Origin of the sequence: Streptomyces sp. NPDC046909 (assembly GCF_040644695.1) — a bacterium.
Lineage (GTDB): Bacteria > Actinomycetota > Actinomycetes > Streptomycetales > Streptomycetaceae > Streptomyces.
On sequence record NZ_JBEYXC010000002.1, the window covers coordinates 29,894 to 55,599 of the forward strand.

The window sequence follows — 25,706 nt, forward strand, 5'->3', positions numbered from 1 at the left end:
CGGAGCCGTGAACCAACCCCGTCCCCACGGGTGGACGACACCGAGGAAAGGAAGACGAGATGGCACTTCTCGACCTGCAGACGATGGAGTCCGAAGAGCACACCGACGGCGGCGGCGCCAGCACGGTCAGCCTGCTGTCCTGTGTCAGCACGGCGAGCGTTCTGCTCTGTCTCTGACGGACACCGTGCGTCCATAGGCTCCGGGCGGTCCCGCTCCCTCAGGGGAGGGGCCGCCCGGAGTCCCGTACACCGAGGGGTGGGGATGGCCGAGAACTCCGGGGCACTTCACGGACCGTTCGGGCCCGCCCCCGCCCGTGGCGCGGCGCTCTGCCTGGTGAGCACGGCCGCGAGCGGCGCGGGTCTGCTGCTGCCCGCCGCGCTGGGCCGCGTCCTCGATCTGCTGCTCGCGCAGGCCCCGGCGACCCGCTGGGTGCTGTACTGCGCCGGGCTCGTCCTGCTGCTCGCGCTGCTCGACGCGGGCCAGACCGTGCTCGCGGGCACGGTCGACGCCGGCACCACCGCCTGGCTGCGCCGCCGGCTGACCGGGCACGTCCTGGCCGTCGGCCCGCGCGCCACGGCCCGTTTCGGACCCGGGGACCTCGTCGCCCGCCTCGTCGGCAACGCCGCGCAGGCCGGGACGGCCCCGACCGCCCGCGCCGCGCTGCCCGCCGCGTTCGTCGGACCGGTCGGCGGCATGGTCGCGCTGGCCCTCATCGACCCGTGGCTCGCGGCGGTGTTCCTGGCCGGGGCGCCGGTCCTCGCGCTGCTGCTGCGGGCCTTCACCCGTGACACCACCGAGTGCGTGACGCGCTATCAGGAGGTGCAGGGCCGGATCGCCGCGGCGCTCTCGGAGGCCGTGGGCGGGCATCGCACCATCGAGGCGGCCGGTACGGCGGACCGGGAGACGGCCCGGATCCTGCGACCGCTGCCCGAACTGTCCCGGCTCGGCCACCGCATGTGGCGGGTGCAGGGACGCGCCGCGGGACAGTCGGTGGCCGTGGCCCCGCTGCTCCAGCTCGGCGTCGTCGCCGTCGCCGGACTCCTGCTCGCCCGACACCGGCTGACGGTGGGAGAGTTGCTCGCCGCCTCGCGGTACGCGGTGCTCGCCACCGGGGTCGGCGTACTGGTGGGGTACCTGTCGGGGCTGGCCCGCGCCCGGGCGTCCGTCGCACGTCTGGACGAGGTCCTCACGGAACCCGCCATGGCTTACGGGGGAGGTCACCTCCCGCCGGGTCCCGGCCGGTTGGAGTTGCGCGGGGTGACGGCCCGGCGCGGCGGTCGGGTCGTGCTCGACGGGGTCGATCTCGTCGTGCCCGGCGGTACGACCCTCGCCGTGGTCGGCCGGTCGGGCGCGGGCAAGTCACTGCTCGCCGCCATCGCCGGGCGCCTCGCCGATCCGGACGCCGGGGAGGTGCTGCTCGACGGGGAGCCGCTGCGGGAGCTGACCCATGACGAACTGCGCGGGGCGACGGCCCACGCCTTCTCACGGCCCGCGCTGCTCGGCGGCACCCTGGAGGAGGAGATCGGCCTCGGCCTGACATCCCCCTCCCCCGCCCGGCTCCGGGAAGCGGCCCGCACCGCCCACGCCGACGACTTCGTGACCCGCCTCCCCGCCGGATACGCCACCCTCTGCGCCGACGCCCCCCGCTCCGGCGGCGAGTCCCAACGCCTGGGCCTCGCCCGGGCCTTCGCCCACGGCGGCCGGCTCCTCGTCCTCGACGACGCCCTGTCCAGCCTCGACACGGTGACGGAGGAACAGATCACCAGGACCCTGGTGGGCCCACGCCCGGGCACGGGCACGCCCGGCACCCGCCTCCTGATCGCCCACCGAGCGGCCACGGCGGCACGGGCGGACGCGGTGGCATGGCTGGACGGGGGGCGGGTGCGGGCGGTGGGGCGGCACGAGGAGTTGTGGCGACTGCCGGGGTATCGGGCGGTGTTCGGGGATGGGGATGTGGAGACAGACGCGGACGGGGGCGGGGACGGGGAGTGGTCATGACCGACAGGCTCCACCGGCACGGACTCCGCTTCCTCCGGGAACGTTGGCGGGTCGTCGTACGCCTCGTCGGCTGGTCCGTGCTGGAGACCGGGCAGACGTTCCTCACCGGGTACGCGCCCGCCCGCGCCCTGGACGAGGGGTTCCTGGCGGGTCGGCCGGGCGCGGGGCTCGTGTGGCTCGGGGTGGCCGGGCTCGGGGTGCTCGCGGGGGCGGTCGGGACGGTGCGGGTGTACGCCGCGGTCGCCGCGCTGGTGGAACCGCTCAGGGACCGGCTGGTGCGGCGGGTCGTCGCGCGCGGAGTGCGGGAGGGGGACGCCGGGGCACTGTCCGGGCTCACCCAGCAGGCCGAGATCGCCCGGGACACGTTCGCCGGGCTGGTCATGGTGTCGCGGTCGTTCGTGTTCACCGCCGTCGGCGCGCTGGTCGGCCTGTTCTCGCTCGCCCCGCTGCTCCTCCTGGTCGTCGGTCCGCCGCTGCTGGCCGGGGTGGCGCTGTTCGCGGCGACGCTGCGGCCGCTGGCCCGCCGGCAGGAGGCGTTCCTCGTCGCCGACGAGCGGCTGGCCGAGCGGTACGGCGCCGTCTGCCCGGGCCTGCGGGACATCACGGCGGCCGGCGCGGAGGAACGGGTCGCCGCGGACACGGGGATCCGTATCGACGCCGAACGCCGGGCCGCGTACGCCCTCACCCACTGGAGCGTCCTGCGTGTGGCCGCCCTCGCGCTCGGCGGCCAGCTGCCGATCGTGCTGCTCCTGGTCACCGCCCCCTGGCTCCTGTCCCACGGCGTCACCACAGGCGCCCTGGTCGGCGCCCTCGCCTACGTCACCCAGTCCCTCCTCCCCGCCCTCCGCGACCTCGTCCACGGCCTGGGCACGAGCGGCTCACGCCTGGTGGTGGTCCTGCGGCGGCTGGTCCGGAAGGCGGCGCCGACGACGAGCGGCACCTTCGGGGAACTGCCCCAGCCGCACAGCGCCCCGCCCGAAGAGCGACCCCGCGCCCACCCCGGCTCCCCCGCCCTCTCCCTCACCTCCGTCACCTTCGCCTACGGCCCCGCCGCGGCCCCCGTCGTCGACGGCCTCGACCTCACCCTCCCGACCGGCGCCCACCTGGCCGTCGTAGGACCGAGCGGGATCGGGAAGTCCACGCTCACCGCGCTGATCGCCGGGCTGCTGAGCCCCTCGACGGGCACGGTCGGGGTCTGCGGGCACCCCGTACCGGGGCCGGAGGCCGCCGCGCGGCGGGTGTTGATCCCGCAGGAGGCGTACGTCTTCAGCGGCACGCTCGCCGAGAACCTCGGGCATCTGCGGCCGGATCCCGTGCCCGAGGCGGAGCTGCTGGCGGCGGCCGAGGCGGTGGGGCTGTCGGCGTTGCTCGACCGGCTCGGCGGACTCGCCGGGACCGTCGAGCCGGGGGCCCTGTCGGGCGGTGAGCGGCAACTCGTGGCGCTGACCCGGGCCTATCTGTCGTACGCGCCGCTCGCGCTGCTGGACGAGGCCACCTGTCATCTGGACGCGCGGTCCGAGGAGCGCGCGGAGCGGGCGTTCGCGGCGCGGCCGGGCGGCACGCTCGTGGTCGTCGCGCATCGCATCAGCTCGGCCCGGCGCGCCGACCGGGTCCTGGTCATGGACGGCCGGGAGACGGCGTACGGGACGCACGAGGAGCTGCTGGGGTCCTCGGCGCTGTACCGGGATCTCGTGGGGAGCTGGGCGCCGGGGGGCTCAGAGCCAGCCCTCGCCCTGGGAGATCCGGATCGCGTCGATGCGGTTGCGGGCCCCGGTCTTGCGGGTGATGGCCGCCATGTAGTTGCGCACGGTCCCGTGGGACAGGTGCAGGCTCCCGGCGATCTCCGCGACGGAGGCCCCCTCGGCGGCCAGGGACAACACGCTCAGTTCCCGTCCGGTCAGCGGCATCTCGGCGGCCTTGAGGAATCCGAAGCCGAGGGAGTCGTCGACGAAACGTTTCCCTGAGGCGACGCTGCGGATCCCATGGACGAGGTTCTCCGGCGCGCCCTCCTTGTCGACGTAGCCGAGCGCCCCCGCCTCGACGGCCCGTTTCAGCAGCCCCGGCCGGTTCGCACTGGCAAGGACGAGAAGCCGGGGCGGTGTCCCGCCGGGGTCGCAGGCGTACAGCTCGCGCAGCGGGGGGATGCCGTAGGAGTCCGAGCACTCCAGGTCGGCGGCGCAGACGTCCGGTGCCACGGTTCGCAGACGGCTCGGTGCGCTGTGCCACGGGGCGTCGAAAACCCCCAGGTCCGGTTCCCGGCGCAGCCACTCCGCCAGCACCTTTCTGACCAGACACTCGTCGTGCACCAGAAGCACCCGGATCACTGCCCGTCCCTTCGATTCGCGTTCGCCGGTTCCATGGGTGAGAAGCGCGTGCCCCATTGTTCGCGCCCGGCACCGTTCCGGGGCGCGAAGAACCGGCCATCAGGGTGCGCGGGGGCGCACACCGGGCGCCCGTACGCCGTGCCGCGCTTCGACTGTGGGGGCATGGCCCGCGCCGCAGGGGGTACGCCTGGGCCGCACGCGCGCCTGAGGGTCGTTCGCGCTCGCCGTGCGCGACGGACCGCCAAGGGGGAGATTGGATCCCGGCGGCCGTGCGAGGAGGTGGTCGGCGTGTCCGACGGGCAGAGGTCCGCCCAGGCACCCGCGACGGCCCGGACCCGGGTCGGCCGGCCGCTGCTGTCCCTGGCGCTGGCCTCGATGATGGACGAGGTGCACGCGCACTCCGGTGCGGTGTATCTGCGGGCCGCCGAGGAGCCGGTGCTGGAGATGGCGGTGATGGCCGGGCTGCCGAGGGCGTTCGCGGCGCCGTGGGAGCGGGTGGGGCTCAGTGCCCCGATCCCGGTCGCCGAGGCGGTCCGGGAGCGGCGGCTGGTGTGGGTGGGCGGCGAGGAGGACATGGCGCGCCGCTATCCGCGCATCGCGGTGGTGCTGCCGTACCCGTTCGCGCTGGCCGCGCTGCCGGTGGCGACGGGGAGCACGGCGTACGGCGCGGTGTTCGTGACCTGGCCCGGTTCGCATCCGCCGGAGCTGTCCGACCGGGAGCGGGACCATCTGACGGCGGCCTGCGACCGGCTCGCGGTACGCCTGGAGCGGGCCGCCGAGGAGAGCCGTCCGGTGTTCCCGGAGGCGGATCTGCTGGCCGGGTCCCCGGTGGGCAGCGTGGCGGGCACGCTGGGCACGGTGGAGGCGGCGCGGCTGGTGGCACGGCTGCCGTACGGGCTGTGCTCGCTCGATCTGCACGGGCGGATCTCGTTCGCCAACGCGGCGGCGGCCGAGCTGATCGGGGTGCCGGTGAGCAGACTGCTGGGCACACAGCTGTGGGCGTCCGTCCCCTGGCTCAACGACCCGGTGTACGAGGACCGTTACCGGGCCGCGCTGCTCAGTCAGCACACGACGTCGTTCGTGGCGCTGCGGCCGCCGGGCGACTGGCTGTCGTTCCGGCTGTACCCGAGCACGACCGGGCTGAGCGTGCGGGTGACCCGGGCGCGGGCGGTGGCGGAGATGAGCCGCACCGCGCCGCGGGCGGGCGACGGGACGCCGGCCCGGCTGGTGACCATCTCGCAAGTGCTGAGCCTGGCCGGTGCGCTCACCGAGGCGGCGGGCGTCGAGGACGTGGTGCAGCTGGTCGCGGACGAGGTCGTCCCGGCGGTGGGCGCGCAGGCCCTGGTGGTCCTCGGCTCGCGGGCGGGGCGGCTGCATGTGCTGGGGCACCGCGGCTATCAGGACCCGCGGGTCGTGGAGCGGTTCGACGGACTGCCGCTGACCGAGCCGACCCCGGGGACACGCGCCCTGACCAGCGGTGTCCCGGCGTTCTTCGACTCGCGCCGGCAGCTGGAGCATCTGTATCCGGCGCGGCACGCGACCCCCGACGGCTTCGCGGCCTGGGCGTATCTCCCCCTGATCGCCTCCGGCCGCCCGGTGGGCACCTGTGTGCTGGCCTACGCCGAACCGCACTCCTTCCCCGCCGACGAGCGGGCCGTGCTGACGAGTCTGGGCAGCCTGATCGCGCAGGCCCTGGAGCGGGCCATGCTGTACGACGCCAAGCACCGCCTCGCCCACGGCCTCCAGGAGGCGCTGCTCCCGCACTCCCTGCCCCGGCTGCCCGGCGTGGACGCGGCGGCCCGCTATCTGCCGGCCACCCAGGGCATGGACATCGGCGGCGACTTCTACGACCTGGTGCCCTCGCACGGGGTGGCGGCGGCGGTGATCGGGGACGTGCAGGGGCACAACGTCACGGCGGCGGGCCTGATGGGCCAGATCCGCACCGCGGTCCGCGCGTACACCACCGTCGGGCAGCCCCCGGAGGAGGTCATGCGCAGCACCAACCGCCTCCTCATCGACCTGGGTTCGGACCTCTTCGCCAGCTGCCTGTATCTGCGCCTCGACCCGGCGCACGGCAGAGCCGTGATGGCCCGCGCGGGCCATCCGCCCCCGCTCCTGCGCCGCCCCGACGGCAAGGTACGCGTCCTGGACCTGGCCGGCGGCCCCCTCCTCGGCATCGACGACACGGCGACCTACCCCACGACGGAGGTCGACCTGGCCCCCGGCAGCGTTCTCGTCCTCTACACGGACGGTCTCATCGAATCACCCGGCGTCGACATCGAGGACGCGCTCGCCGACCTGGGCCACCGTCTCGCCGCCTCCGGCGACCTGCCCCTCGACGCCCTCGCCGACCATCTGGTGGAGCACGGCCCGGGCACCCAGGACCGCTTGGACGACGTGGCGTTGCTGCTCCTCAGAGCGCGGGAGACCGGCTGACCGCTCAGTCCGCCGGCGACTGCTTCGGCCGGTAGTACGCGTCGATCGGCAGGCGCGCCTCCTCGAACAGGGCGGGGCCGTCCTGCGGCACCGTCGGCCAGGCCCCCGACGGGTTGAGTTCGATGAGCCGGTCGGTGGAGAGGGCGTAGACGACCCGGCCGAGGCCCGAGCGGACGATCGCGCCGGTGCACATGCCGCAGGGCTGGCAGCTGGTGTACATCGTGGTGTTCGCGGCGGTGTCCGGGGGCAGTTCGGCGGCTGCCCAGCGGGCCAGTTTCAGTTCCGGGTGGGCCGTGATGTCGTTGTCGCGGCGGACCGTGTTGTGGGCCTCGGCGAGGACCGTGCCGTCGGGTGCGGCCAGCAGGGACCCGTACGGTGCGTCGCCCAGGTCCACGGCGCGGGCGGCCAGGGCGATGGCCTGGCGCAGGAGGGTCTCGTCGGCGGGGGTGATCACGATGGGGTGCTCCAGTTCGTCGCCACGGCGGTGAGCGCCCGCCAGGCCGTGTGCGGCCTGCGGGTCTCCTCCGGGTCTCCGTGGTAGGGGTCCAGCAGTACGGTGTCGGCGCCGAGGCCGTGGAGTTGGTCGAGGTCGTCGAGGATCTGGTCGAGGGTGCCGGTGCCGGCGAGCCGGTCGGGGTCGTCGACCGGGGTGGTGGTCAGGCGGAGGGCGATGCGAGGGGCGAACGGCAGGTCCGGGTGGGCCCTCCGCGTCGAGCGCAACCAGGGGAGAGTGCCCCGCAACGGGTGCCAGGCGTCGCCGAACCTCTTCGCGCGCCGGATCGCCGCCTCACTGTTGCCGCCCACCCAGACGGGCACCGCGGTCTCGTCGCCCCACGCATCGCGCAAGGTCGCCAGATGGTCGTCGGTCAGTCTCCCGCGCTGGGCGAAGGGCACACCCAGCACCTCGAATTCCTGCCTGGACCAGCCGACCCCGACCCCCAGCACCAGGCGACCGCCGCTGAGCTGCTGGAGGTTGGCGGTCATGCGCGCGACCACCAGCGGATGCCGGTAGGGCACTACGAGCACGGTCGTGCCCAGACGCACTCTGCTGGTCATGCCCGCCAGCCACGAGAGGGTGGTGAACGGTTCGTAGAAGGGTTCCGGATACCGCTCGGCCACGTCCGGTGTGACGGCCACGTGGTCCGAGACCATGAGGAGGTCGTAGCCCAGGCCCTCCACCGTCCGGGCCCACTCGCGCAGCACGCCCGGGTCGGTTCCCGGACCGAAATTCGGTAGGTTGACGCCAAGTCGCATGGGTCGAGGCTATCCCCGCGACCATGACGGGCTGAACCCAATTCTCCCGGCACATCAAGGCTTTCACCATGAAGCTGCCGATAGAATCGTGCGATGGCCGTGAATCTCGACGACATCGACTGGGCGATCATCGAGCAGTTGCAGCAGGACGCCCGTATCTCCCTCAGCGAGCTCGGGCGGCGGGTGAATCTCAGCTCGTCGGCCACCACGGAACGGGTACGGAACCTGGAGACGTCCGGGGTCCTCTCCGGGTACCACGCGGTGGTGGACCTGACCAAGGTCGGCTATCCCGTGCTCGCCGTCGTCCGGCTGAAGTACCCGGGCAACCGCCACCAGCCGTTGCGTCGGCTGCTCGCCGAGCGGCGGGAGATCCTGGAGTGTCTGCGCACCACCGGCGACGACTGCTACACCCTGAAGGTGGCCGCCACGTCCATGGAGCACCTGGAGACCCTCATGGACGAACTGGCCGGGTTCGGCAGCACGACCACGAATGTCGTCTACAGCCGGACGCTCCCCTATCGCGGACCCGCCCGGCCCTGACGGTCGCCGTCCGCCCGCAGCACGAACGGTCCGGCTCTCCCGCCGGAGAGCCGGACCGTGTCCGTGGTGCGGTCGTGCGGTGTGTGTCGGCGGGTCAGTGGGTCAGTGGGTAGAACTCAGACCGGAGGAGCCGTCGTCCGCGCCCGCACCGGTGTCCTGGCCGCCGGCCTCTTCGCCGCCCACAGCCTCGCCGCCGACCTCTTCACCGGCGCCGGCCTCCTCGCCCGCTCCGGCCTCCTGACCGGCCCCGGCCTCGTCGCCGGCACCGGCACCGGCACCCGCCTCGTCACCGGCGCCCGCTTCGTCACCCGCGCCGGCCTCCTCGCCGCCGCCCGCCGCGTCGCCCGCGCCCAGCGTCGCGCCGACCGCTTCCAGGGCGGTGGTGACGGGCTGGAAGAAGGTCTCGCCGCCGACCGTGCAGTCGCCGCTGCCGCCGGAGGTCAGGCCGATGGCCAGGCCGTCCTGGGTGAACAATGAGCCGCCGCTGTCGCCGGGCTCGGCGCAGACGTTGGTCTGGATGAGACCGGTGACGGTGCCCTCGGGGTAGTTCACGGTGGCGTCGAGGCCCAGGACCTGCCCGTCGGCGAGCCCGGTGGTGCTGCCCATGCGGAAGACCTGGAGGCCGACCTCGGCGTCCGCGGCCTGGGAGATCGCGACGGTCTGGTCGCCGACGTTGACCTCGCTCGGTGCGACCGTCGCCGGGTCGTCGTACTTGACCAGCGCGAAGTCGCCGTCCCCGGGGAACGTGGCCTGGTCGACGGTGGCGATCGGGGCGCCGCCGTCCGCGTCCGACCACTGCTCGAACGCGACCCCGCAGTGGCCCGCGGTCAGGAACGCGGGACTGCCGTCGCCCGCGACGACGTTGAAGCCGGCCGAGCAGCGCGCGCCCTCGGCGAAGATCGCGTCGCCGCCGGAGAGGAAGGTCTTGAAGGTGCCGGCCGACTTCTTGATCGTCGCCATGCCCGAGCCGAGGGTCTGGACGGTCGACTCCAGCTGGTCCCACTTGGCGCCGGTGACCGTGCTGTCGGCGGTGACCAGGATCTTGTTGGTGCGGGGGTCGACGGCCCAGGCCGTGCCCGGGATGGTCGCGTCGGCCTTCAGCGTCTGCGCGCCGGCCGCGAGTTCGGCGAGACTGTTGTCGACCTCGCGTATCTCCGCGCCGGCCTTCTTCGCCTGCACGATCACGTTGTTGTTGTCGCCCGAGATGACGTTGACGACGAGCTGCTGCTGCTCCGCGTCGTAGTACGAACCGGCGAAGGCCTCGCCGAGGAGGTCGGCGAGCTGCGAGGCGAGATCCGAGGCGTCCGACGCCTTCAGGGTCTTGGGGGCGGCGGCCTGGCCGGAAGAGGCACCGTCCTGACCGGCGTTCGCCTGCGGAAGGAGAATTGCGGCTGCTCCGAGCGCCACCACGCCGCCCGCTGCGATCGCGGCCTTGCGCTTCGGAATTCGCTTGTGACTCAAACTACTCGACCTCCTGAAGGACGGGGTCAGTGCCGCCGGTCGTCGGCAGCTCGTCGGGGCGCCTGGATGGCAGGAGGTACGCAGGAGTCACGTGGGGTGTTCAATTCCGTTTCCTGGCAATCTCTTTGCGCACCACCGAATCGGCCAGGGTCCGCGTCGAGCGGGCCGGGAGCGGGAACAATCGCCCATATGACGATGAGCATCGCCGAAGCCGACAAGATCCTCGCCGACAACTTCGCCCCCTGGGTGCTCGCTCTGGACCTGTCGGTCGAGGCCCTGGGCGAGCGCCGCGCCACGCTGCGTCTGCCCTGGTCGGACCGGCTGTCGCGGGAGGGCGGAGCGCTGTCGGGGCAGGCGCTGATGGCCGCCGCGGACACCGCCACCGTGATCGCGGTCTCGGGGGCGCGCGGCGCCTACGGGCCGATGACGACCGTGCAGCAGTCGACGTCGTTCCAGCGCGCGGTGGCCGGTTCGGATGTCCTGATCGAGGCGGTCGTCACCAAGCTGGGCCGGCGCATGGCGTTCGCCGACATCACGATGACCGACGCCGGGTCGGGCGAACTCGCGGCCCATGCGACCACGGTCTATGCCCTTCTGGGCTGACACGGTCCGCCAGCGATCAGTAACGGTCCGTACCGAACACGCTCCGGAATCCTGGCTTCAGGGAATCTGCACATCCAATACTCAACGAAGTCACCGGGTGCGGGAGTTCTGCACATGCCCGAGCGGTCGCTCATGCCATTGGGGCGGGAGTGTCGCTTTCGCCTCCGAGGCCGCAAGAGCGCGTATGAACGGAAGACGTGCCGACTGTGAAGAACCAGCCGGTAACCCGTGCGCAAGCCTGCACGGTTCGGGGCTTGTGGGGCTCAAGTGCCCTGGTGAGGCGGTTGGTTGATTGGAAGCCCGGGCCCGCCGCGTGCTTTGATCCATCGCACCGCAGGGGCCGTCGGGCTCCGGAAACGGCGCCTGGCGCCTGCGGTCGCGGCCGTCCCCAGAGGGGTCACCGCTCCCCCTTGTGAAATATCCATATGAAGGGAAGTTCCATCATGAACTCCACCCCCCAGGTTGAGACCGTCGAGATCTCCGACGCCGAGCTCGACAACGTCTCCGGCGGCCTGCAGCTGAACGCCCTGGGCACCGTCACCGGCCTGGTGGACGGCATCGCCCCGGTTTCCGGCCTGGTCGACACGGTCGTCGGCACCGTCGAGGGTGTCACCGGCCTCTCCGTGGCCCCGGTCACGAACCTGGTTGCCGGTCTCTGATCGCAGCTTGTGCCGTGAGTCCCGGAGCCGTTTCCCGGCTCCGGGACTCTCGGATGCCGTGGAACGGACGGCTGTCATGAATCAACCGGCTCCCTCGGGCCGGTCCATTGTCGTTTTCAGGTGAGGGAAAGTTCCGTGCAGTTCCGCCAACAGGCCCTCGCCAAGCTCCAGTCGCCGGAGGATCTCGACCTTCCGGTGCGTTTCGCCCGCCCCCAGGGCTGGCTCGCCCTCTCCGTCACGGTGGTCGTCATGGCCGCCGCGTCCGTGTGGGCGGTGACCGGTTCGGTCGCCTCCACGGTGAGCGCGTCCGCGATCCTCACCCACGGTCAGGGCAGTTACATCCTCCAGAGCCCGGTCGCCGGCCAGGTCACGGCGGTCCTCGCGGAGCAGGGCCAGCTGCTGCCGGCCAACTCCCCCGTGCTGAAGGTCCGTACCGCCGAGGGCGACTCCGTCGTCCGCACGGTCGCCGCGGGCCGGGTCACCGCGCTGGCCGCGACCATCGGGCAGATCATCCAGACCGGCGCCAATGTGGCCGCCGTCGAGAAGGTCGCGCACACCAAGGACCCCTTGTACGCCACCGTGTACGTGCCCGCCGAGAACGCGGCGTCCATCCCCGAGCACGCCGCCGTCGACCTCACCGTCTCCTCGGTACCCACCCAGGAGTACGGAGTGCTGCGCGGCCATGTGAAGGCGGTGGACCGCTCCGCCCAGTCGGCGCAGCAGATCGCCGCGTTCCTCGGGGACAGCCAGCTCGGCGAGCAGTTCACCAAGGACGGCAGGCCGGTGGCCGTCCTGGTGAAGCTGGACACCTCGTCCACCACGAAGAGCGGCTACAAGTGGTCGTCCAAGGACGGACCGCCCTTCACCCTCACCTCCATGACCGCGGCCACGGGCTCGATCCGGCTGGCCGACCAGCGCCCCGTCGATTGGCTGCTGCCGTGAGCACCGCACAGGACACCCGCAGCAGACGCCGCGCCGCCCCGCCCAAGCGCCCGGTCCCCAAGGGGAAGGCGAAGACGGTCCGCACGCCCACCGTCCTCCAGATGGAGGCCGTGGAGTGCGGCGCCGCCTCCCTCGCCATGGTCCTGGGGCACTTCGGCAAGCACGTCCCGCTGGAGGAGCTGCGCATCGCGTGCGGTGTCTCGCGTGACGGCTCCCGGGCGAGCAACCTCCTCAAGGCGGCCCGCAGTTACGGGCTGACCGCCAAGGGCATGCAGATGGACACGGCCGCCCTCGCCGAGGTGAAGACACCGGCCGTGCTGTTCTGGGAGTTCAACCACTACGTCGTCTACGACGGCATGGGCCGCCGCTTCGGCCGCCGCGGGGTGTACATCAACGACCCCGGCAAGGGCCGCCGGTTCGTGCCCATGGAGGACTTCGACTCCAGCTTCACCGGTGTCGTGCTGATCATGGAGCCGGGCGACGGCTTCACGAAGGGCGGCCGCAAGCCGGGCGTGCTCGGCGCAATGCCGGCCCGCCTGCGCGGCACCGCGGGCACGATGCCCGCCGCGGTCCTCGCGAGCCTCCTGCTGGTGCTGGTGGGCGCGGCGGTACCCGCGCTCAGCCGCACCTACATCGACATGTTCCTGATCGGCGGCCAGACCTCCCTGCTCGGCGTGCTGTTCGCCTCGATGGGGACGTGCGTCCTGCTCACCCTGGTGCTGACGTGGCTGCAACAGGCGAACCTGCTGCGCGGCCGCATCATCTCCTCGACCCTCTCCAGCGCCCGCTTCCTGCGCCATCTGCTTCGGCTGCCGGTGACGTTCTTCTCCCAGCGCAGCCCGGCCGACCTGGTGCAGCGCCTCCAGTCGAACGACGCGGTGGCCGAGACGCTGGCCCGCGACCTCGCGGCTGCGGGCGTGGATGCGGTGGTGGTCGTCCTGTACGCCGTCCTCCTCTACACCTACGACCCGCAGCTCACCTTCGTCGGCATCGGTGTCGCGCTGCTGAACATCGTCGCCATGCGGGTGGTCATCCGGCTCCGCGCGACCCGTACGGCCAAACTCCGCGCGGACAGCGCCCGGTTGACCAACACCGCTTACACCGGCCTCCAGTTGATCGAGACGATGAAGGCGACGGGCGGCGAGGACGGCTACTTCCGCAAGTGGGCCGGACAGCATGCCACCACCCTGGAGGAGCAGCAGCGGCTCGGGGTGCCGTCCGCCTGGCTGGGCGTGGTCGCGCCGACGCTGGCCTCGCTGAACAGCGCGGTGATCCTGTGGATCGGCGGCATGCGGGCGGTCGAGGGCGGTATCTCGGTCGGGCTGCTGGTCGCCTTCCAGTCCCTGGTCACCCGCTTCACCGCGCCGATCACCCGGCTCAACGGAGTCGCCGGGCGCATCCAGGACTTCGCGGCGGACGTGGCCCGCCTCAAGGACGTGGAGAACTTCCAGGCCGACCCGCTCTACGGCCGCCATGGCTCCGGGGACTCGACGCGCCGCCTTCACGGTCATGTGGAGCTCCAGAACATCAGCTTCGGCTACAACCCGCTGGACAAGCCCCTGTTGACCGGCTTCGACCTGACCGTCGGCCCCGGCCGGCAGGTCGCCCTGGTCGGCGGCTCGGGCAGCGGCAAGTCCACGGTCTCCCGGCTGATCTCGGGCCTGTACGCGCCCTGGGAGGGCGTCATCCGTATCGACGGACAGCGCCTGGAGGACATCCCGCGCGGGGCGCTCGCCTCCTCCGTCTCCTTCGTCGACCAGGACGTCTTCCTCTTCGAGGGCTCGGTCCGCGACAACGTGGCGCTGTGGGACCCGTCGATCCCGGACGAGGCGGTGGTGGACGCGCTCAAGGACGCGGCCCTGTACGACGTCGTGATGCGGCGGCCCGGCGGTATCCAGAGCCGGGTCGAGCAGGACGGCCGCAACTTCTCCGGCGGTCAGCGCCAACGCCTGGAGATCGCGCGGGCGTTGGTCCGCCGCCCGAGCATCCTCGTCCTCGACGAGGTGACGAGCGCGCTGGACGCGGAGACCGAGCAGACCGTGATGGACAACCTGCGCCGGCGCGGCTGTGCGTGTGTGGTGATCGCGCACCGGCTGAGCACCGTGCGCGACAGCGACGAGATCGTCGTACTCGAGCACGGCACGATCGTGGAACGCGGGCGGCACGAGGAGCTGGTGGCGCACGGCGGTGCGTACGCGGCGCTGGTCAGGGAGCGGTGAGATGACGACGGCACACGAGGGTGACCTCGTCCTGGGCGCGCTCGGCGGCATGGGCACGCCGATCGACTGCGCGCAGTTCAACCGCCTCGACCTCGAAGGTCCGCAGGTGCTGTGGCTGGTGGCGTCGGGGGCGGTGGACCTGTTCGCGGTGGACGCCGAACAGCAGGGCCACTGGCACCACTTGGGCCGCCTGGAGGCGGGCTCCCTGATCCTCGGCCCGGTCCTCGGGCCCCAGCACACCCTGGTCGCCCGCCCGTTGCGGGACTGCGTGGTGCACCGCATCGGACTGCGTGAGCTGTACCAGCCCGCGAACACCCAGACCTGGTCCTACGACGAGTACGGCAACCCCCAGTACGTACCGCCGACGACCAGCCCCCTGGAGTACGCCCTCGCGCTCGGCGTCGGCCGCAGCCTCTCGATCCTCTTCCAGGCGCCGATGGCGAACGAACGCGCCGCCGAGGTCACCGACGACGACGTCTTCTGGATGCAGGTGCCGCCGGGCAGCGTGCAGTACGGATCGCTGTACGGCGCGGAGGCGGCCGCCGATCTGCTGATGGACCCGGCGGTCTGGCAGTCCATGGTCGACCAGCAGTACCGGCTGCTGACCACGTTGGACCGCTGGATCGAGCAGCTGGAGCGGACCCACGAGACCCGCACCGCGGAGGGCATCAAGGCCGGTGAGGCGGTCCGTGTCCAGGCCGACCGGACGTTGCTCGCGTCGATCGGCAAGTCCTCGGGCAAGCGTGCGACGGCCGCGGACGCGGACGCCTCGTACGCGGCGTGCAAGCTGGTCGCGCAGGCCGCCGGGATCACGCTCGCCGATCCGGCGCAGAGCGGTACCGGCAGCGACCGGCTCGACCCGGTCGAGCAGATCGCGCTCGCCTCCCGCATACGGGCGCGGGCCGTGCGTCTCGACGGCAGCTGGTGGCGGGACAACGTGGGGCCGCTCGTCGGTCACCGCGCCCTGTCCGGGGCGCCGGTCGCACTGCTGTGGCGGCGCGGCGGCTATGTGGCGGTGCATCCGGCGACGGGCCGGGAGACGCCGATCGAGAAGGCGAACGCGGAGGAGTTCGAGCCGCGTGCCGTGATGTTCTACCGGCCGCTGCCCGAACGGCGGCTCAGTCCGCTGGGGCTGCTGCGGTTCAGCATGCAGGGGATGGGCGGCGATCTGACGAACCTGCTCCTGAGCGGGCTCGTCACCGTCGCGATCGGTGCGATCGTGCCGATCGCGACGGGCAAGGTGCTCGGCGAGTTCGTGCCGAAGGCGCAGACGAACCTGATCGCGCAGGTGTGTCTCGCGGTGATGATCAGCAGCCTGGTCGCGGCGGTGTTCATGCTGCTCCAGGGACTGACCATCCTGCGCCTGGAGGGCCGTATCGAGGCGACCCTCCAACCGGCGGTCTGGGACCGGCTGTTGAGACTGCCGACGAAGTTCTTCACCGAACGGTCCACCGGCGAACTGGCCAGCGCCGCGATGGGCATCAGCGCGATCCGCCGGCTGCTGGCGGGAGTCGGCCCGGTCGTCGCCCAGTCGGTGACGGTCGGCGCGATGAATCTGGGGCTGCTGTTCTGGTACAGCGTGCCGATGGCCTTCGCCGCGATCGGCATGCTCGTGGTCATCGCCGGGATGTTCCTGGGGCTCGGGCTGTGGCAGGTGCGCTGGCAGCGGCGCCTGGTGGTGCTCGGCAACAAGCTGAACAACCAGGCCTTCCAGACCCTGCGCGGACTGCCCAAACTGCGGGTCGCGGCGGCCGAGAACTACGCGTACGCGGCCTGGGCCTCGCAGTTCGCGCGCAGCCGGGAGCTCCAGCAGCGGGTGGGGCGGATCAAGAACCTCACCACGGTGATGGGCGCGGTGTATCTGCCCGTCTGCACCCTGCTGATGTTCATGCTGCTGGCGGGCCCGGCGCGCGGGTCGATGTCGGCGGCGGCGTTCCTCACCTTCAACACCTCGGTGACGATGGTGCTGACCTCCGTGACCCAGCTGACCGGTTCCTTCGTCTCGGCGGTGGGCGCGCTGCCGCTGTTCGAGGAGATCAAGCCGGTCCTCGACGCCACCCCCGAGGTGCGCACGGCCAACACCCGCCCGGGTCCGCTGTCCGGCGGCATCGAGGCGCGCAGGCTCGCCTTCCGCTACTCGGACGACGGTCCTCTCGTCCTGGACGACGTGTCGTTCGACATCCGGCCTGGCGAGTTCGTGGCGATCGTCGGCCCCAGCGGCTGCGGCAAGTCGACGCTGCTCCGGTTGCTCATCGGCTTCGACCCGCCGGTCTCGGGCAGTGTGCTGTACGACGGTCAGGACCTGGCGGCGCTGGACCAGTCGGCGGTGCGGCGGCAGTGCGGGGTGGTGCTCCAGCACGCGCAGCCGTTCAACGGCTCGATCATGGACGTCATCTGCGGGACCGAGCCGTTCACGCCGGAGGAGGTGATGGCGGCGGCCGAGATGGCGGGGCTCGCGGAGGACATCAAGCGGATGCCGATGGGCCTGCACACGATCGTCTCGGGCAGCGGCGCGGTCTCCGGCGGTCAGCGCCAACGGCTCATGATCGCCCAGGCGTTGATCCGCCGGCCGCGGATCCTCTTCTTCGACGAGGCGACCAGCGCCCTGGACAACGAGACCCAGCGCAGGGTGATCGAGTCCACCAAGGCCCTCAACGCCACCCGGATCGTCATCGCGCACCGCCTCTCGACCGTCCTCGACGCGGACCGCGTGATCGTGATGGAGGACGGCAAGGTCGCCCAGCAGGGCCCGCCCGCACAGCTGCTCGCGGACACGGGCGGGCGGCTGCACGAACTGGTGCGACGGCAGATGGCCTGATCAGTCCAGGAGAGGCCTGATCAGTCCAGGCCGGGGACGGGCGCCCCGGAGGGGACACCGGCGGCGACATAACCGTCGTAGAACCCCTTCCACGGAGCCCCGGCCCCGGCGTGCGGGCCGCCGAAGTCCGCACCGCGCGCGTGCGCGTCGAGGGCGGCCAGGCAGACCTCCCAGCCGGCGCCGTTGCGGGCGGCGGCGTTCTCCTCGCTCAGCACGTTCGTGAGCGTGAAGCGGGTGCTCTTGTCGTCGACCGCCTCCAGGTCGAAGCGGAGTTCGTCGCCGCCCCACTCGAAGGACAGATGCCGGGGCGCGTCGACGGCGATGACCCGGCCGGTGGAGTTCTCCATGTTCGGGTCGCCACTGAACTCGATCGCCCCGCCGGGGCGCAGGTCGATCTCGGCGCGGGAGGGGAACCAGTGGGCGAGTTCGTCGGCGTCGGTCACGAACTGCCAGACGCGCTCGACCGGATGCTCGTAGGTGCGGCTGAAGCGGACGGCCGGGCGGCCGTCGTCCAGGGTCAGATAGGTGCCGGTGAGATCTGCGGACATGGTGGATCAGTCCTTCGGAGTGGGTTCCTCGGGGTCGTCCGGCGCGGTCTCGTCGAGACGGCGGCCCAGCGCGTCCAGGCTGCTGTTCCACAGTCGGCGATACGGCGCGAGCCAGGCGTCGAGCTCGGCGATCGGGGCCGGGTCGAGGGCGTAGACACGGCGCTGGGCGTCCTGTCGTACCCGCACCAGGCCCGCCTCCCGGAGCACCTTCAGATGCTTCGAGGTGCTCGGCTGGCTCAGACCGCATGCCTCCACGATCTCCCCGACGGGCCTCGGCCGCTCCAGGAGCAGCGCGACGATGGCCCGCCGGTGGGGATCGGCGAGGGCGGTCCAGAGCGCGGCGTCGGACATGCCTCCAATATGCCCCTGCGGTTATATTCCAGTCAAGGCATACGAGGATCGGGCGCCCTTTCCTCGTCATGAGCCCAGGCCGCCAGCGCCCGCAGCGCCGCCGCGAACCGGTCCGGGTGGCGCAGGAACTCCATGTGGATGCCGGGGAACTCCACCCAGGGCGCGCCGATCGCGCGGGCGATCTCGACCGAGGGCCGGGCGTAGTACGTGTCGCGGTCCTCGGCGCCCGCGCCCAGGACGATCGGGAAGGGCGCCGCTTTCAGCGCGGCCTCGTCGGGCCGGAAGCCGGCGAAGCCGGGCCACTCGGCGCCGAAGAGGTGGTCCTGGTTGCCGAGGAAGCGCCGCCACAGGTCGTCCGGCCAGCGGTACGTCCCCTCGCCGCGCACCGTCTCCGCGAACCGGCGACCCGCCGCCGGCGCTCCGCCCCGCGCATACCGGTCGGCCAGGTCGGCGAAGAAGCCCCGGCCCGGGTCGTCGTCGGGCAGGACGTTCACGGCGGGCGGCTCGTGGGCGATCAGGCCCGCCAGGGAGCCGGGGTGGAGCGCGGCGAGCGTCAGCCCGATGATCGCGCCCCCGCTGTTGCCGAACACCAGCGCCCTGCCCCCGGCCAGGCCGTCGATGAGGGTGCGGGCGTCGGCCGCCTGCTCGGCGAGGTCCATCGGCGTGCCGGTCCGGCCGGTGCTGCGGGAGTTGCCGCGCCGGTCGTAGGTGATCACCGTGAACATGTCGGCGAGGTCCGCCGCGACCTGCGTGTAGTAGCCCGCGTCGCCGCCCGCGCCGCTGATCATCAGCAGTGCCGGGCCGCTCCCCCGTCGCTCGTAGTACAGGTCCGCGCCGTCGACCTCGAATGTGCCGCTGGTCACACTCAGCCTCTCTCCCCATCGAAACTTTGCCGTTTCGCTAAAAGTGCTCTAGCCTCGATGTGTACGAAACAGTTTCGTTTACGAGTTCGTAAAATCCGGACGACTTCCCTGGAGTGGTTCTTCCATGTCCCAGAAGACCCTTACCGACGGCGCCCAGACGGGCGCGGTCGAGGCGCCGCCCGAGGCCTCCTCGAACAAGCGGTGGTGGATCCTCGCCGTCATCGCCCTCGCCCAGCTGATGGTCGTCCTCGACGCCACCATCGTGAACATCGCCCTCCCCTCGGCCCAGGCCGACCTCGGATTCTCCGACGGCAACCGGCAGTGGATCGTCACCGCCTACGCGCTGGCCTTCGCCTCCCTCCTGCTGCTCGGCGGCCGGATCGCCGACCTCTTCGGCCGCAAGCCCGCCTTCCTCATCGGAGTCGTCGGCTTCGCCGCGGTCTCCGCGCTCGGCGGCGCCGCCACCAACTTCGAGATGCTGGTCACCGCCCGTGCCCTCCAGGGTGCCTTCGGCGCACTGCTCGCGCCCGCCGCGCTGTCCCTTCTGAACACGACGTTCACCGACGCCAAGGAGCGCGCCAAGGCGTTCAGCGTCTACGGCGCCATCGCCGGCGCCGGCGGCGCGGTGGGTCTGCTGCTCGGCGGCATCCTGACCGACGCCCTCGACTGGCGCTGGACCCTCTACGTCAACGTCGTCATCGCCGTGCTCGCCTTCGCCGGCGGCTGGTTCCTGCTGAACAACCACCGTGACGCCGCCAACTCCAAGCTGGACGTGCCCGGCACGGTCCTGGTCGCCTCCGGTCTGTTCGCCGTGGTCTACGGCTTCTCCAACGCCGAGACGCACGACTGGAGCTCGCCCGCCACCTGGGGCTTCCTGATCGCCGGCGGTGTGCTGCTGGCCGCCTTCACCTGGTGGCAGACCAAGGCCGCGCACCCGCTGCTGCCGCTGCGCATCCTGACCGACCGCAACCGCGCGGCCTCGTTCTTCGCGGTGCTGATCTCCGGCGCGGGCATGTTCGGCGTCTTCCTCTTCCTCACCTACTACCTCCAGCTCAACCTCGGCTTCAGCCCGACCAAGACCGGTGTCGCCTTCCTGCCGATGGTCGCCGCGCTGATGGTGATGGCCCAGCTCGGCACGACCGTCCTGGTGCCCCGCATCGGCCCGAAGGCCGTCGTGCCGTTCGGCTTCGCCGTCTCCGTGGCGGGCATGGCCTGGCTGACCGGGATCGGCACCGACTCCGCCTACCTGACCGCGGTGCTGCCCCAGCTGATCATCATCGGTGCCGGTCTGGGCCTGGTCATGCCGGCCGCCATGCAGCTGGCCACCGGCGGGGTCGCGGCCGAGGACGCGGGCGTCGCCTCCGCCACGGTCAACGCCATGCAGCAGGTGGGCGGTTCGATCGGTACGGCGCTGCTGAACACGCTGGCCGCGAGTGCCGCGACCGACTACCTGGTGGGCAAGGACCCGAGCAACAAGCTGGTCCAGGCGCAGGCCACGATCGAGAGCTACACCACCGCCTTCTGGTGGTCGGCGGGCTTCTTCGCCGCCGGTGCCGTGATCGCCTTCCTGCTCTACCGGCGCGGAGTCCCGGAGCAGGACCCGGACGCCGCACCCGTCGTCCACATGTGATCACCGCGTGAACCGAGGGGCCGCCGTCCGCAGGGAGACGGCGGCCCCTCCACGCTGTCATGGTGGCCGTATGCGCACCCCGGCGGCGGCACTCGGCAGCACCGTCTTCTTCGCGCTCGCGCCCGGCACGGTGGCCGGGCTGCTGCCGTGGTGGCTGACCGGGTGGGAGTCCGGCGACTGGTGGCCGCCCCTGCGTCTGCTCGGTCTGCTCCCGCTCCTGGCGGGCGCGGCCGTCCTGCTCGCCGCCTTCGCGCGGTTCGTCCGCGAGGGCCTCGGCACCCCGGCACCGGTCGCGCCGACCGAGCACCTGGTGGTGGGCGGGCTGTACCGGCATGTGCGCAATCCGATGTACGTGGCCGTGGTCGCGGCGATCGGCGGGCAGGGGCTGCTGCTCGCCCGGCCGGTCCTGTTCGGCTACGGCGCGTTCGCGTGGGCGGTGATGTGGGCGTTCGCCAGGTGGTACGAGGAGCCCGCGCTCGCCGACCGGTTCGGGGCGGAGTACGCCCGTTATCCGGCGTGCCGTGCCTGGCTGGTTCCCGAGGCTCTCGCCCTGGCGCGGTGAGTGAGGGCCCGTTGACGGGTACTCACGGAGCCATGCGAATCAGCGTGGTGGATGTGGGCTCGAACACGGTCCGGCTGGTGGTGGCGGATGCCGAGGGCGGCGTGCCGCTGCCGGTGCACACCGCGAAGTGGCGGCTGCGGCTCTCCGAGGAGGTCGAGCCGGGCGGACCGCTGCCCGAGGCGGCGGTGGAACGGCTCGTCGAGGCGGTGGCCGAAGCGAGCAGAACGGCGGCGAAGTGGGGTGCGTCGGCGCCCCTGGCCTTCGCGACCGCCGTGGTGCGCGGCGCCCCGAACCGCGCCGAGGTGCTGCACGCGGTCCGCTCGCGCACCGGCGTCGGGCTGTGCACGCTGCCGGGCGAGCTGGAGGCCGAACTCACGTTTCTCGGGGCGCGGCGCTGGATGGGATGGCGGGCGGGGCCGCTGGCGCTCCTCGACATCGGCGGCGGCTCGCTGGAGGTCGCCTTCGGGCGCGGCCGGGTGCCCGACTTCGTGGCCTCGCTGCCGCTGGGCGCGGCACGGCTGACCCATGAGTTCTTCGAGGGGCAGGATCCGCCGCCGTCGGAGCTGGTGCGGGAGCTGCGCCGGCGGGTCCGGCATCAGCTGCGGGACGTCGCGGCCCGGATCCGCTGGGAGGGACCGCGCACGGCGGTGGTCACCTCCCGCACGTTCCAGCAGCTGGGCCGGTTGTGCGGGGCCGCGCCGGGGCGGCGCGGGCCGTTCGTGGAGCGGCGGTTGCGCCGCTCGGACCTGCGGGAGGCGATCGCCCTCCTCATCGAACTGCCCGCCGCCGAACGCGCCCTGCTGCCCGGCATCTCCGCGCCGCGCGCCGCCCAGAGCCTGGCCGGCGCGGTGGTCGGGCACACCGCGCTGAAGCTGACCGGCATCAAGACCGTCACCGTCTGCCCCTGGGCGATCCGCGAGGGAGTCCTGCTGCGCCACATAGAGGACGGCGCGTCCTGGTGGGAAGCCATCGACCACGCGGACGAGGAGAAACCCGACCGGGAGTTGGTACCGCTGCGCATCGCCGCGGCGGGAAGCTGACGAGGGACGCATTCAGGGGGTTCTGCTCAGGGGTTCCAGAAGACGCTGGTGAACGTGCGGTCGAAGCGCCGCCCGGCGAGGTCCTCGCGCTGGATCACCCAGTGGACGGTGGAGCTCTCCCAGCCCTCCACGTCCAGGCCGGCCACCCAGTCGGCCAGCAGCACCCAGTCCGTGGCGTCGGCCGAGACCGGTCCGTCCCACTCGCCCGCCGCCACGGCGTCCACGGCCCTGGACACGGCGACGGCGACGGGGTCGAGTTCGACGGCCTCCTCGTCGGCGTATCCGCCGATCTGGAGGGACCCCTCGGGCGCTATGTCGGCCCGGGTGCTCTCCCAGACGGCGACGAGTTCCTCGGAACGGGGATGCCCGGGAAGCGACACGAACCTCGGCTCGTGGGCCTGTTCGACCGTGTGGTGGAAGGGCAGCGACACATTGGCCGTCGCCCGCAGCGGGCCCTGCGGGAACTCGTCGAGCATCTCCTCGTTCTCGTCCCAGCCGAAGGAGTCCCAGGCGAGCTTGTCCCGCTCCACGACGGCCGTGCCGGCGGGGACGTACACGACACTGCCCTTGGACTCGTATCCGTCGCTCTCGGGGAAGGCGAAGAACACCAACTGGCCGTCGCGCGGCAGCGGCAGGTCCGTCAGGCCGGCGGGCAGGGCCGCGAGGTCGACGGTGGCGACGTAGGGGTGCTCGGGGTCCGGGGCGTCGGCCGGAAGCAGCAGCGGACCGCCGAACCGGCCCACGAGCGGCCCGTCCCCGTCCCGCGTCAGCGTCGCGCACGGGCGTGCGGTGGTCAGCCAGCGCTCTATGTCCTCGGCCGGTATGCCTTCCGCGATCGCCTTGTCACGAAAGGGACTTAACCGGTCCCGCATCTCAGGAGTCATGCGCACACGGTAGAGGAGGGGACTGACACCACTGCCCCTGCCACACCACCCACACATGTCCCCCGGAGTCGCGGTGGATCCGCAGTCCGTCCACAACGGCCAGCAGGGGCAGCTCGGTCGCCCGGCTGTCGTTGCCGAGGTCCAGGGTGATCAGCGCGTCGTCCGTGCCCGCCACCATGATGCCGCCGCGGTCCGCCGTCAGGACGACCCGGCAGATGTCGGCCGTCGTACGGGCCAGCAGACAGCGGCTGACCCGGCGGCCGGCGTCGAGCACGGAGGACATGAACGAGGCCGGTGCCTCGATGACCTGGATGACCGCGGCCGTGGCGGCACCCGCCGCGGCCTCGCCGCCCCGGCGGGCGAAGTGTGCTGTGAACTCCATCTCCAACGCGGGCGCCAGCAGCCCGAACTGGGTGAGCAGCGGAGGCTCGTCGGAGGAAGTGTGCACCGGCGTACCCACGGCCAACCCTCCTGCTGTGTACAGGGTTTGCAGCCGGGGGCCAGGGCGACACGGTGACTGTACGACGCCGATGAGCGGTTGAACAGGGCGTCGAGGTGCAGAATCACCGACTTAAAGTCAAGAATTTGCACCGCAATTCACTAGGTCGAGTGAACTAGATCTTGCGCTGCCCGCTCTCAGGGATGCGTCGCACGGCTCCGGGGTAACTACCGAGATCGAATGCGCGCCCTGCCGAGGTGGAGCCGATATGACACGGGATCCCGGAACCGGTCCGCCGGCCGCGAACCCGTATGCCCGCACCTACCGGCACGGTCCGTTCACGGTCGTCGAGGCCGCGGACGAGATCGACATGGCGACGGCGGGTGCCCTGGCCGAGCATCTGGACGCCGCGACCGAGGGGGCGGGCCCGGACGTCCTGGTCGATCTGCGCGCGGTGGACTTCTTCGACTGCTCCGGTCTGCGTGTGCTGTGCCGGGCGGAGTCGCGGGCGCGGGAGCGCGGCGGCCGGCTGCGGATCGTGTCGGAGAGCCCGCGCATACGGCGGCTGCTGCGCGCCTCGGGTCTGCTGGGCCGCTTCCCGCCGCTGCCGGATCTTCCCGAAAGCAACGGGGAAGATCCCCCTTGACCGGGAAGGCCGGCTGACCGGGAAGGCCGGCCGGGCGGCCCCACTCCGCCCGACCGGCCCCCGTACGAGATCGCACGATCCCGCGACAGCGCCCGTACTCCCCATCCGCGGGCCACTGTCCGGCTCAAGGGGACCGTGCGACCCCGGCCCTAGAAGGTGAAGAGGCTCGCGCCCTGGGAGCTCTTCACGCACTCGTTGGCGAAGGTGCGCTCATAGGCGACGCGTCTGCCCTGCCAGACGCCGTCGACGGTGACGACCACCGGGTCGTACTCCTTGGTGCACATCACGTCGACCGGGACGCCCAGCGCGTCGAAGTCCCCGCCTGCCGCGCGCAGTTCCGCACAGGCGGCGCGCGCCGCGGGGTGGGTGCCGGAGGCCGTCGGGGCGCAGTTCAGGGTGACGGCGCGGGCCGGGGTGGCGAGGGCGGCGCTCTCCCCGTGGCCCACGGTGAGCACCAGGGCCGAGGGGGCGTAGAGCGAGGCGGGGGCGGCGAGCGCGGTCCCGGTGAGGGGGCCGCAGACGGCGGTGGCCGTCAGGGCGAGGGTCGCTGCCCAGCGCGCGGTGTAACGCATTGTGTGCATCCTTCCGCTCGAAATGAGGGTGGCGCCGCGTCCGGCGCGATCGGTGCCGGACGCGGCGAGCGCGAGTCTGCCGAGTCCGCCGCCGAATCTCACCTCGACCCCATGCGTTTCAGTAACCTTGCGTGTTGAATCAGTGGCGTGAAGTCACATAATTCGAACGCGTCAACGCCGAGTTCATGGGCTTCTTGATCGTTCCAGCCGACCGAATGGCCGGTTCACCCCGCCTCCGCAATAGGCCTGAAACATTCCGGTTGAGCTCTCGGCGGACTCCTCCACATCCCCTTGTGTTCATGTCCCAGTGGAGTAATCGTCATTACATGATTACGACAGAGCAGCGAGAGAAGCTGCGCGGCTGGTTCGCCGGCCGCCTGCCCGACGATCTCTTCGAGGAACTGGCCGAACTGACGGTCGACCGCGAGGAGATCACCGTGATCGGCCGCATCCCCGCACCCCGGCTCGCCGAGGACGTCTCGGCCACCGAGCGGGAGGCCGCCGTACAGAGCCGGATCCAGGAGTTCCGCGAGCGCACCCGGGAGGCCCGGATCGAGGTGGCCCGCGAGGCCGAGCACCGGTTCCGCCGGAAGGTCTCCTGGGGTGTGGAGTGCGACGGGGAGCGCGCCCTGTTCACCCATGTCGCCGCGCCCGTCATGACCCGGCTGCGCCAGCCGGAGCGCCAGGTCCTCGACACGCTCATCGCCGGCGGGGTGGCGCGCAGCCGCAGTGACGCCCTCGCCTGGTGCGTGCGCCTGGTCCAGAGGCACACCGACGACTGGCTCGCCGAGCTGCGGGACTCCCTCGAACACGTCCAGCGGGTGCGCGCCCAGGGCCCCGACGCCGAACCGGAGGACACGCCCACGGACACCGAGTGATGGAGGTTCCATACATCCACGACACGAAAGATGGATGAA

At 72.0% G+C, this 25,706-nt stretch carries 24 protein-coding genes and 1 pseudogene; 15 read left to right on the forward strand and 10 right to left on the reverse strand.

Translation table 11 applies throughout. The features are described 5' to 3' along the window. Window positions 1–59: 59 nt before the first annotated feature. The 3 genes and pseudogenes from ABZ928_RS04230 to ABZ928_RS04240 form a co-directional block, all read left to right on the forward strand. Entirely contained in the window at window positions 60–176 is a 117-nt protein-coding gene (locus tag ABZ928_RS04230; protein WP_361514951.1) for a SapB/AmfS family lanthipeptide, read from the forward strand. Between the two features lie 85 nt (window positions 177–261). Then, window positions 262–1,998 carry an ABC transporter ATP-binding protein gene (locus tag ABZ928_RS04235; RefSeq protein ID WP_361514952.1) on the forward strand — a complete coding sequence of 579 codons (1,737 nt, stop codon included), beginning with the start codon at window positions 262–264 and terminating at the stop codon, window positions 1,996–1,998. 380 nt (window positions 1,999–2,378) lie between these two features. Then, window positions 2,379–3,482: pseudogene (locus ABZ928_RS04240) on the forward strand (ATP-binding cassette domain-containing protein); the annotation flags it as partial. Window positions 3,483–3,713: 231 nt separating this feature from the next. Here ABZ928_RS04240 and ABZ928_RS04245 read toward each other — a convergent pair. Next, entirely contained in the window at window positions 3,714–4,322 is a 609-nt protein-coding gene (locus ABZ928_RS04245; protein WP_361514953.1) for a response regulator transcription factor, read from the reverse strand. A 279-nt stretch (window positions 4,323–4,601) separates the two neighbouring features. Between ABZ928_RS04245 and ABZ928_RS04250 the strand changes: the two genes are divergently transcribed. After that, window positions 4,602–6,758, forward strand: coding sequence for a SpoIIE family protein phosphatase (locus ABZ928_RS04250; RefSeq protein ID WP_361514954.1), 2,157 nt, complete (start codon window positions 4,602–4,604; stop codon window positions 6,756–6,758). A gap of 4 nt (window positions 6,759–6,762) precedes the next feature. Here ABZ928_RS04250 and ABZ928_RS04255 read toward each other — a convergent pair whose 3' ends face one another. Together ABZ928_RS04255 and ABZ928_RS04260 are read right to left on the reverse strand one after the other, a co-directional pair. Then, window positions 6,763–7,212: a nucleoside deaminase gene (locus ABZ928_RS04255; protein WP_361514955.1), complete on the reverse strand. Its 450-nt coding sequence runs from the start codon at window positions 7,210–7,212 to the stop codon at window positions 6,763–6,765. After that, entirely contained in the window at window positions 7,209–8,012 is an 804-nt protein-coding gene (locus ABZ928_RS04260; protein WP_361514956.1) for an LLM class flavin-dependent oxidoreductase, read from the reverse strand. Before ABZ928_RS04260 ends, ABZ928_RS04255 begins: the two co-directional genes overlap by 4 nt. Window positions 8,013–8,105: 93 nt before the next feature. Here ABZ928_RS04260 and ABZ928_RS04265 point away from each other — a divergent pair, with 93 nt between their 5' ends. Further along, the gene (locus tag ABZ928_RS04265) at window positions 8,106–8,552 is read left to right on the forward strand and encodes an Lrp/AsnC family transcriptional regulator (protein WP_361514957.1); all 447 of its coding nucleotides are present in this window, start codon (window positions 8,106–8,108) and stop codon (window positions 8,550–8,552) included. 102 nt (window positions 8,553–8,654) lie between these two features. Here ABZ928_RS04265 and ABZ928_RS04270 read toward each other — a convergent pair whose 3' ends face one another. Continuing rightward, a complete protein-coding gene (locus ABZ928_RS04270) occupies window positions 8,655–10,013 on the reverse strand; it encodes a S1 family peptidase (RefSeq protein WP_361514958.1) in 1,359 nt (452 codons plus the stop codon). 189 nt (window positions 10,014–10,202) lie between these two features. On the opposite strand from ABZ928_RS04270, the gene ABZ928_RS04275 reads away from it, so the two are divergent. The 5 genes from ABZ928_RS04275 (at window position 10,203) to ABZ928_RS04295 (ending at window position 17,254) form a co-directional block, all read left to right on the forward strand. Further along, window positions 10,203–10,616, forward strand: a complete 414-nt coding sequence (locus ABZ928_RS04275; protein WP_361514959.1) for a PaaI family thioesterase — start codon at window positions 10,203–10,205, stop codon at window positions 10,614–10,616. 443 nt (window positions 10,617–11,059) lie between these two features. Next, window positions 11,060–11,275, forward strand: a complete 216-nt coding sequence (locus tag ABZ928_RS04280) for a type A2 lantipeptide (RefSeq protein WP_361514960.1) — start codon at window positions 11,060–11,062, stop codon at window positions 11,273–11,275. Between the two features lie 135 nt (window positions 11,276–11,410). Further along, complete coding sequence (locus ABZ928_RS04285) at window positions 11,411–12,217, forward strand: HlyD family efflux transporter periplasmic adaptor subunit (protein WP_361514961.1); 807 nt, start codon at window positions 11,411–11,413, stop codon at window positions 12,215–12,217. Next, complete coding sequence (locus ABZ928_RS04290) at window positions 12,214–14,436, forward strand: NHLP family bacteriocin export ABC transporter peptidase/permease/ATPase subunit (RefSeq protein ID WP_361514962.1); 2,223 nt, start codon at window positions 12,214–12,216, stop codon at window positions 14,434–14,436. Before ABZ928_RS04285 ends, ABZ928_RS04290 begins: the two co-directional genes overlap by 4 nt. Window position 14,437: 1 nt before the next feature. Beyond that, window positions 14,438–17,254 (forward strand): NHLP bacteriocin export ABC transporter permease/ATPase subunit, encoded by a 2,817-nt coding sequence (locus ABZ928_RS04295; protein ID WP_361514963.1) that lies wholly within the window; start codon window positions 14,438–14,440, stop codon window positions 17,252–17,254. Window positions 17,255–17,274: 20 nt separating this feature from the next. Here ABZ928_RS04295 and ABZ928_RS04300 read toward each other — a convergent pair whose 3' ends face one another. Genes ABZ928_RS04300 through ABZ928_RS04310 form a run of 3 tightly spaced genes read right to left on the reverse strand, consistent with a single transcriptional unit; the run spans window position 17,275 to window position 19,016 of the window. Beyond that, the gene (locus ABZ928_RS04300) at window positions 17,275–17,802 is read right to left on the reverse strand and encodes an SRPBCC family protein (protein WP_361514964.1); all 528 of its coding nucleotides are present in this window, start codon (window positions 17,800–17,802) and stop codon (window positions 17,275–17,277) included. A gap of 6 nt (window positions 17,803–17,808) precedes the next feature. After that, complete coding sequence (locus ABZ928_RS04305) at window positions 17,809–18,153, reverse strand: metalloregulator ArsR/SmtB family transcription factor (RefSeq protein ID WP_361514965.1); 345 nt, start codon at window positions 18,151–18,153, stop codon at window positions 17,809–17,811. 32 nt (window positions 18,154–18,185) lie between these two features. Beyond that, complete coding sequence (locus tag ABZ928_RS04310) at window positions 18,186–19,016, reverse strand: alpha/beta fold hydrolase (RefSeq protein WP_361514966.1); 831 nt, start codon at window positions 19,014–19,016, stop codon at window positions 18,186–18,188. A gap of 124 nt (window positions 19,017–19,140) precedes the next feature. On the opposite strand from ABZ928_RS04310, the gene ABZ928_RS04315 reads away from it, so the two are divergent. The 3 genes from ABZ928_RS04315 (at window position 19,141) to ABZ928_RS04325 (ending at window position 22,248) form a co-directional block, all read left to right on the forward strand. Further along, a complete protein-coding gene (locus ABZ928_RS04315; protein ID WP_361514967.1) occupies window positions 19,141–20,646 on the forward strand; it encodes an MFS transporter in 1,506 nt (501 codons plus the stop codon). 70 nt (window positions 20,647–20,716) lie between these two features. Then, window positions 20,717–21,208, forward strand: coding sequence for a methyltransferase (locus ABZ928_RS04320; protein WP_361514968.1), 492 nt, complete (start codon window positions 20,717–20,719; stop codon window positions 21,206–21,208). 32 nt (window positions 21,209–21,240) lie between these two features. Then, window positions 21,241–22,248, forward strand: coding sequence for a Ppx/GppA family phosphatase (locus tag ABZ928_RS04325; protein WP_361514969.1), 1,008 nt, complete (start codon window positions 21,241–21,243; stop codon window positions 22,246–22,248). Between the two features lie 26 nt (window positions 22,249–22,274). Here ABZ928_RS04325 and ABZ928_RS04330 read toward each other — a convergent pair whose 3' ends face one another. After that, on the reverse strand, window positions 22,275–23,132 hold the full coding sequence (locus ABZ928_RS04330) for a DUF1963 domain-containing protein (RefSeq protein WP_361514970.1): 858 nt from the start codon (window positions 23,130–23,132) through the stop codon (window positions 22,275–22,277). Then, complete coding sequence (locus tag ABZ928_RS04335; protein WP_361514971.1) at window positions 23,122–23,592, reverse strand: hypothetical protein; 471 nt, start codon at window positions 23,590–23,592, stop codon at window positions 23,122–23,124. Before ABZ928_RS04335 ends, ABZ928_RS04330 begins: the two co-directional genes overlap by 11 nt. Before the next feature lie 247 nt (window positions 23,593–23,839). Here ABZ928_RS04335 and ABZ928_RS04340 point away from each other — a divergent pair, with 247 nt between their 5' ends. After that, entirely contained in the window at window positions 23,840–24,217 is a 378-nt protein-coding gene (locus ABZ928_RS04340) for an STAS domain-containing protein (protein WP_361514972.1), read from the forward strand. Between the two features lie 149 nt (window positions 24,218–24,366). On the opposite strand, the gene ABZ928_RS04345 is transcribed toward ABZ928_RS04340, so the two are convergent. Then, window positions 24,367–24,789: a protease inhibitor gene (locus ABZ928_RS04345; protein ID WP_361514973.1), complete on the reverse strand. Its 423-nt coding sequence runs from the start codon at window positions 24,787–24,789 to the stop codon at window positions 24,367–24,369. 326 nt (window positions 24,790–25,115) lie between these two features. Between ABZ928_RS04345 and ABZ928_RS04350 the strand changes: the two genes are divergently transcribed. Further along, entirely contained in the window at window positions 25,116–25,667 is a 552-nt protein-coding gene (locus ABZ928_RS04350) for a hypothetical protein (RefSeq protein WP_361514974.1), read from the forward strand. Window positions 25,668–25,706 lie beyond the last annotated feature (39 nt).

Bases quoted from the DNA above. Each gene is read 5' to 3' on its own strand.
- ABZ928_RS04235 (WP_361514952.1), top strand. From the start codon at position 262: ATGGCCGAGAACTCCGGGGCACTTCACGGACCGTTCGGGCCCGCCCCC.
- ABZ928_RS04350 (WP_361514974.1), top strand. From the start codon at position 25,116: ATGATTACGACAGAGCAGCGAGAGAAGCTGCGCGGCTGGTTCGCCGGC.
- ABZ928_RS04300 (WP_361514964.1), bottom strand. From the start codon at position 17,802: ATGTCCGCAGATCTCACCGGCACCTATCTGACCCTGGACGACGGCCGC.
- ABZ928_RS04320 (WP_361514968.1), top strand. From the start codon at position 20,717: ATGCGCACCCCGGCGGCGGCACTCGGCAGCACCGTCTTCTTCGCGCTC.
- ABZ928_RS04275 (WP_361514959.1), top strand. From the start codon at position 10,203: ATGACGATGAGCATCGCCGAAGCCGACAAGATCCTCGCCGACAACTTC.
- ABZ928_RS04345 (WP_361514973.1), bottom strand. From the start codon at position 24,789: ATGCGTTACACCGCGCGCTGGGCAGCGACCCTCGCCCTGACGGCCACC.
- ABZ928_RS04325 (WP_361514969.1), top strand. From the start codon at position 21,241: ATGCGAATCAGCGTGGTGGATGTGGGCTCGAACACGGTCCGGCTGGTG.
- ABZ928_RS04265 (WP_361514957.1), top strand. From the start codon at position 8,106: ATGGCCGTGAATCTCGACGACATCGACTGGGCGATCATCGAGCAGTTG.
- ABZ928_RS04315 (WP_361514967.1), top strand. From the start codon at position 19,141: ATGTCCCAGAAGACCCTTACCGACGGCGCCCAGACGGGCGCGGTCGAG.
- ABZ928_RS04230 (WP_361514951.1), top strand. From the start codon at position 60: ATGGCACTTCTCGACCTGCAGACGATGGAGTCCGAAGAGCACACCGAC.
- ABZ928_RS04330 (WP_361514970.1), bottom strand. From the start codon at position 23,132: ATGACTCCTGAGATGCGGGACCGGTTAAGTCCCTTTCGTGACAAGGCG.
- ABZ928_RS04295 (WP_361514963.1), top strand. From the start codon at position 14,438: ATGACGACGGCACACGAGGGTGACCTCGTCCTGGGCGCGCTCGGCGGC.
- ABZ928_RS04305 (WP_361514965.1), bottom strand. From the start codon at position 18,153: ATGTCCGACGCCGCGCTCTGGACCGCCCTCGCCGATCCCCACCGGCGG.
- ABZ928_RS04260 (WP_361514956.1), bottom strand. From the start codon at position 8,012: ATGCGACTTGGCGTCAACCTACCGAATTTCGGTCCGGGAACCGACCCG.
- ABZ928_RS04280 (WP_361514960.1), top strand. From the start codon at position 11,060: ATGAACTCCACCCCCCAGGTTGAGACCGTCGAGATCTCCGACGCCGAG.
- ABZ928_RS04340 (WP_361514972.1), top strand. From the start codon at position 23,840: ATGACACGGGATCCCGGAACCGGTCCGCCGGCCGCGAACCCGTATGCC.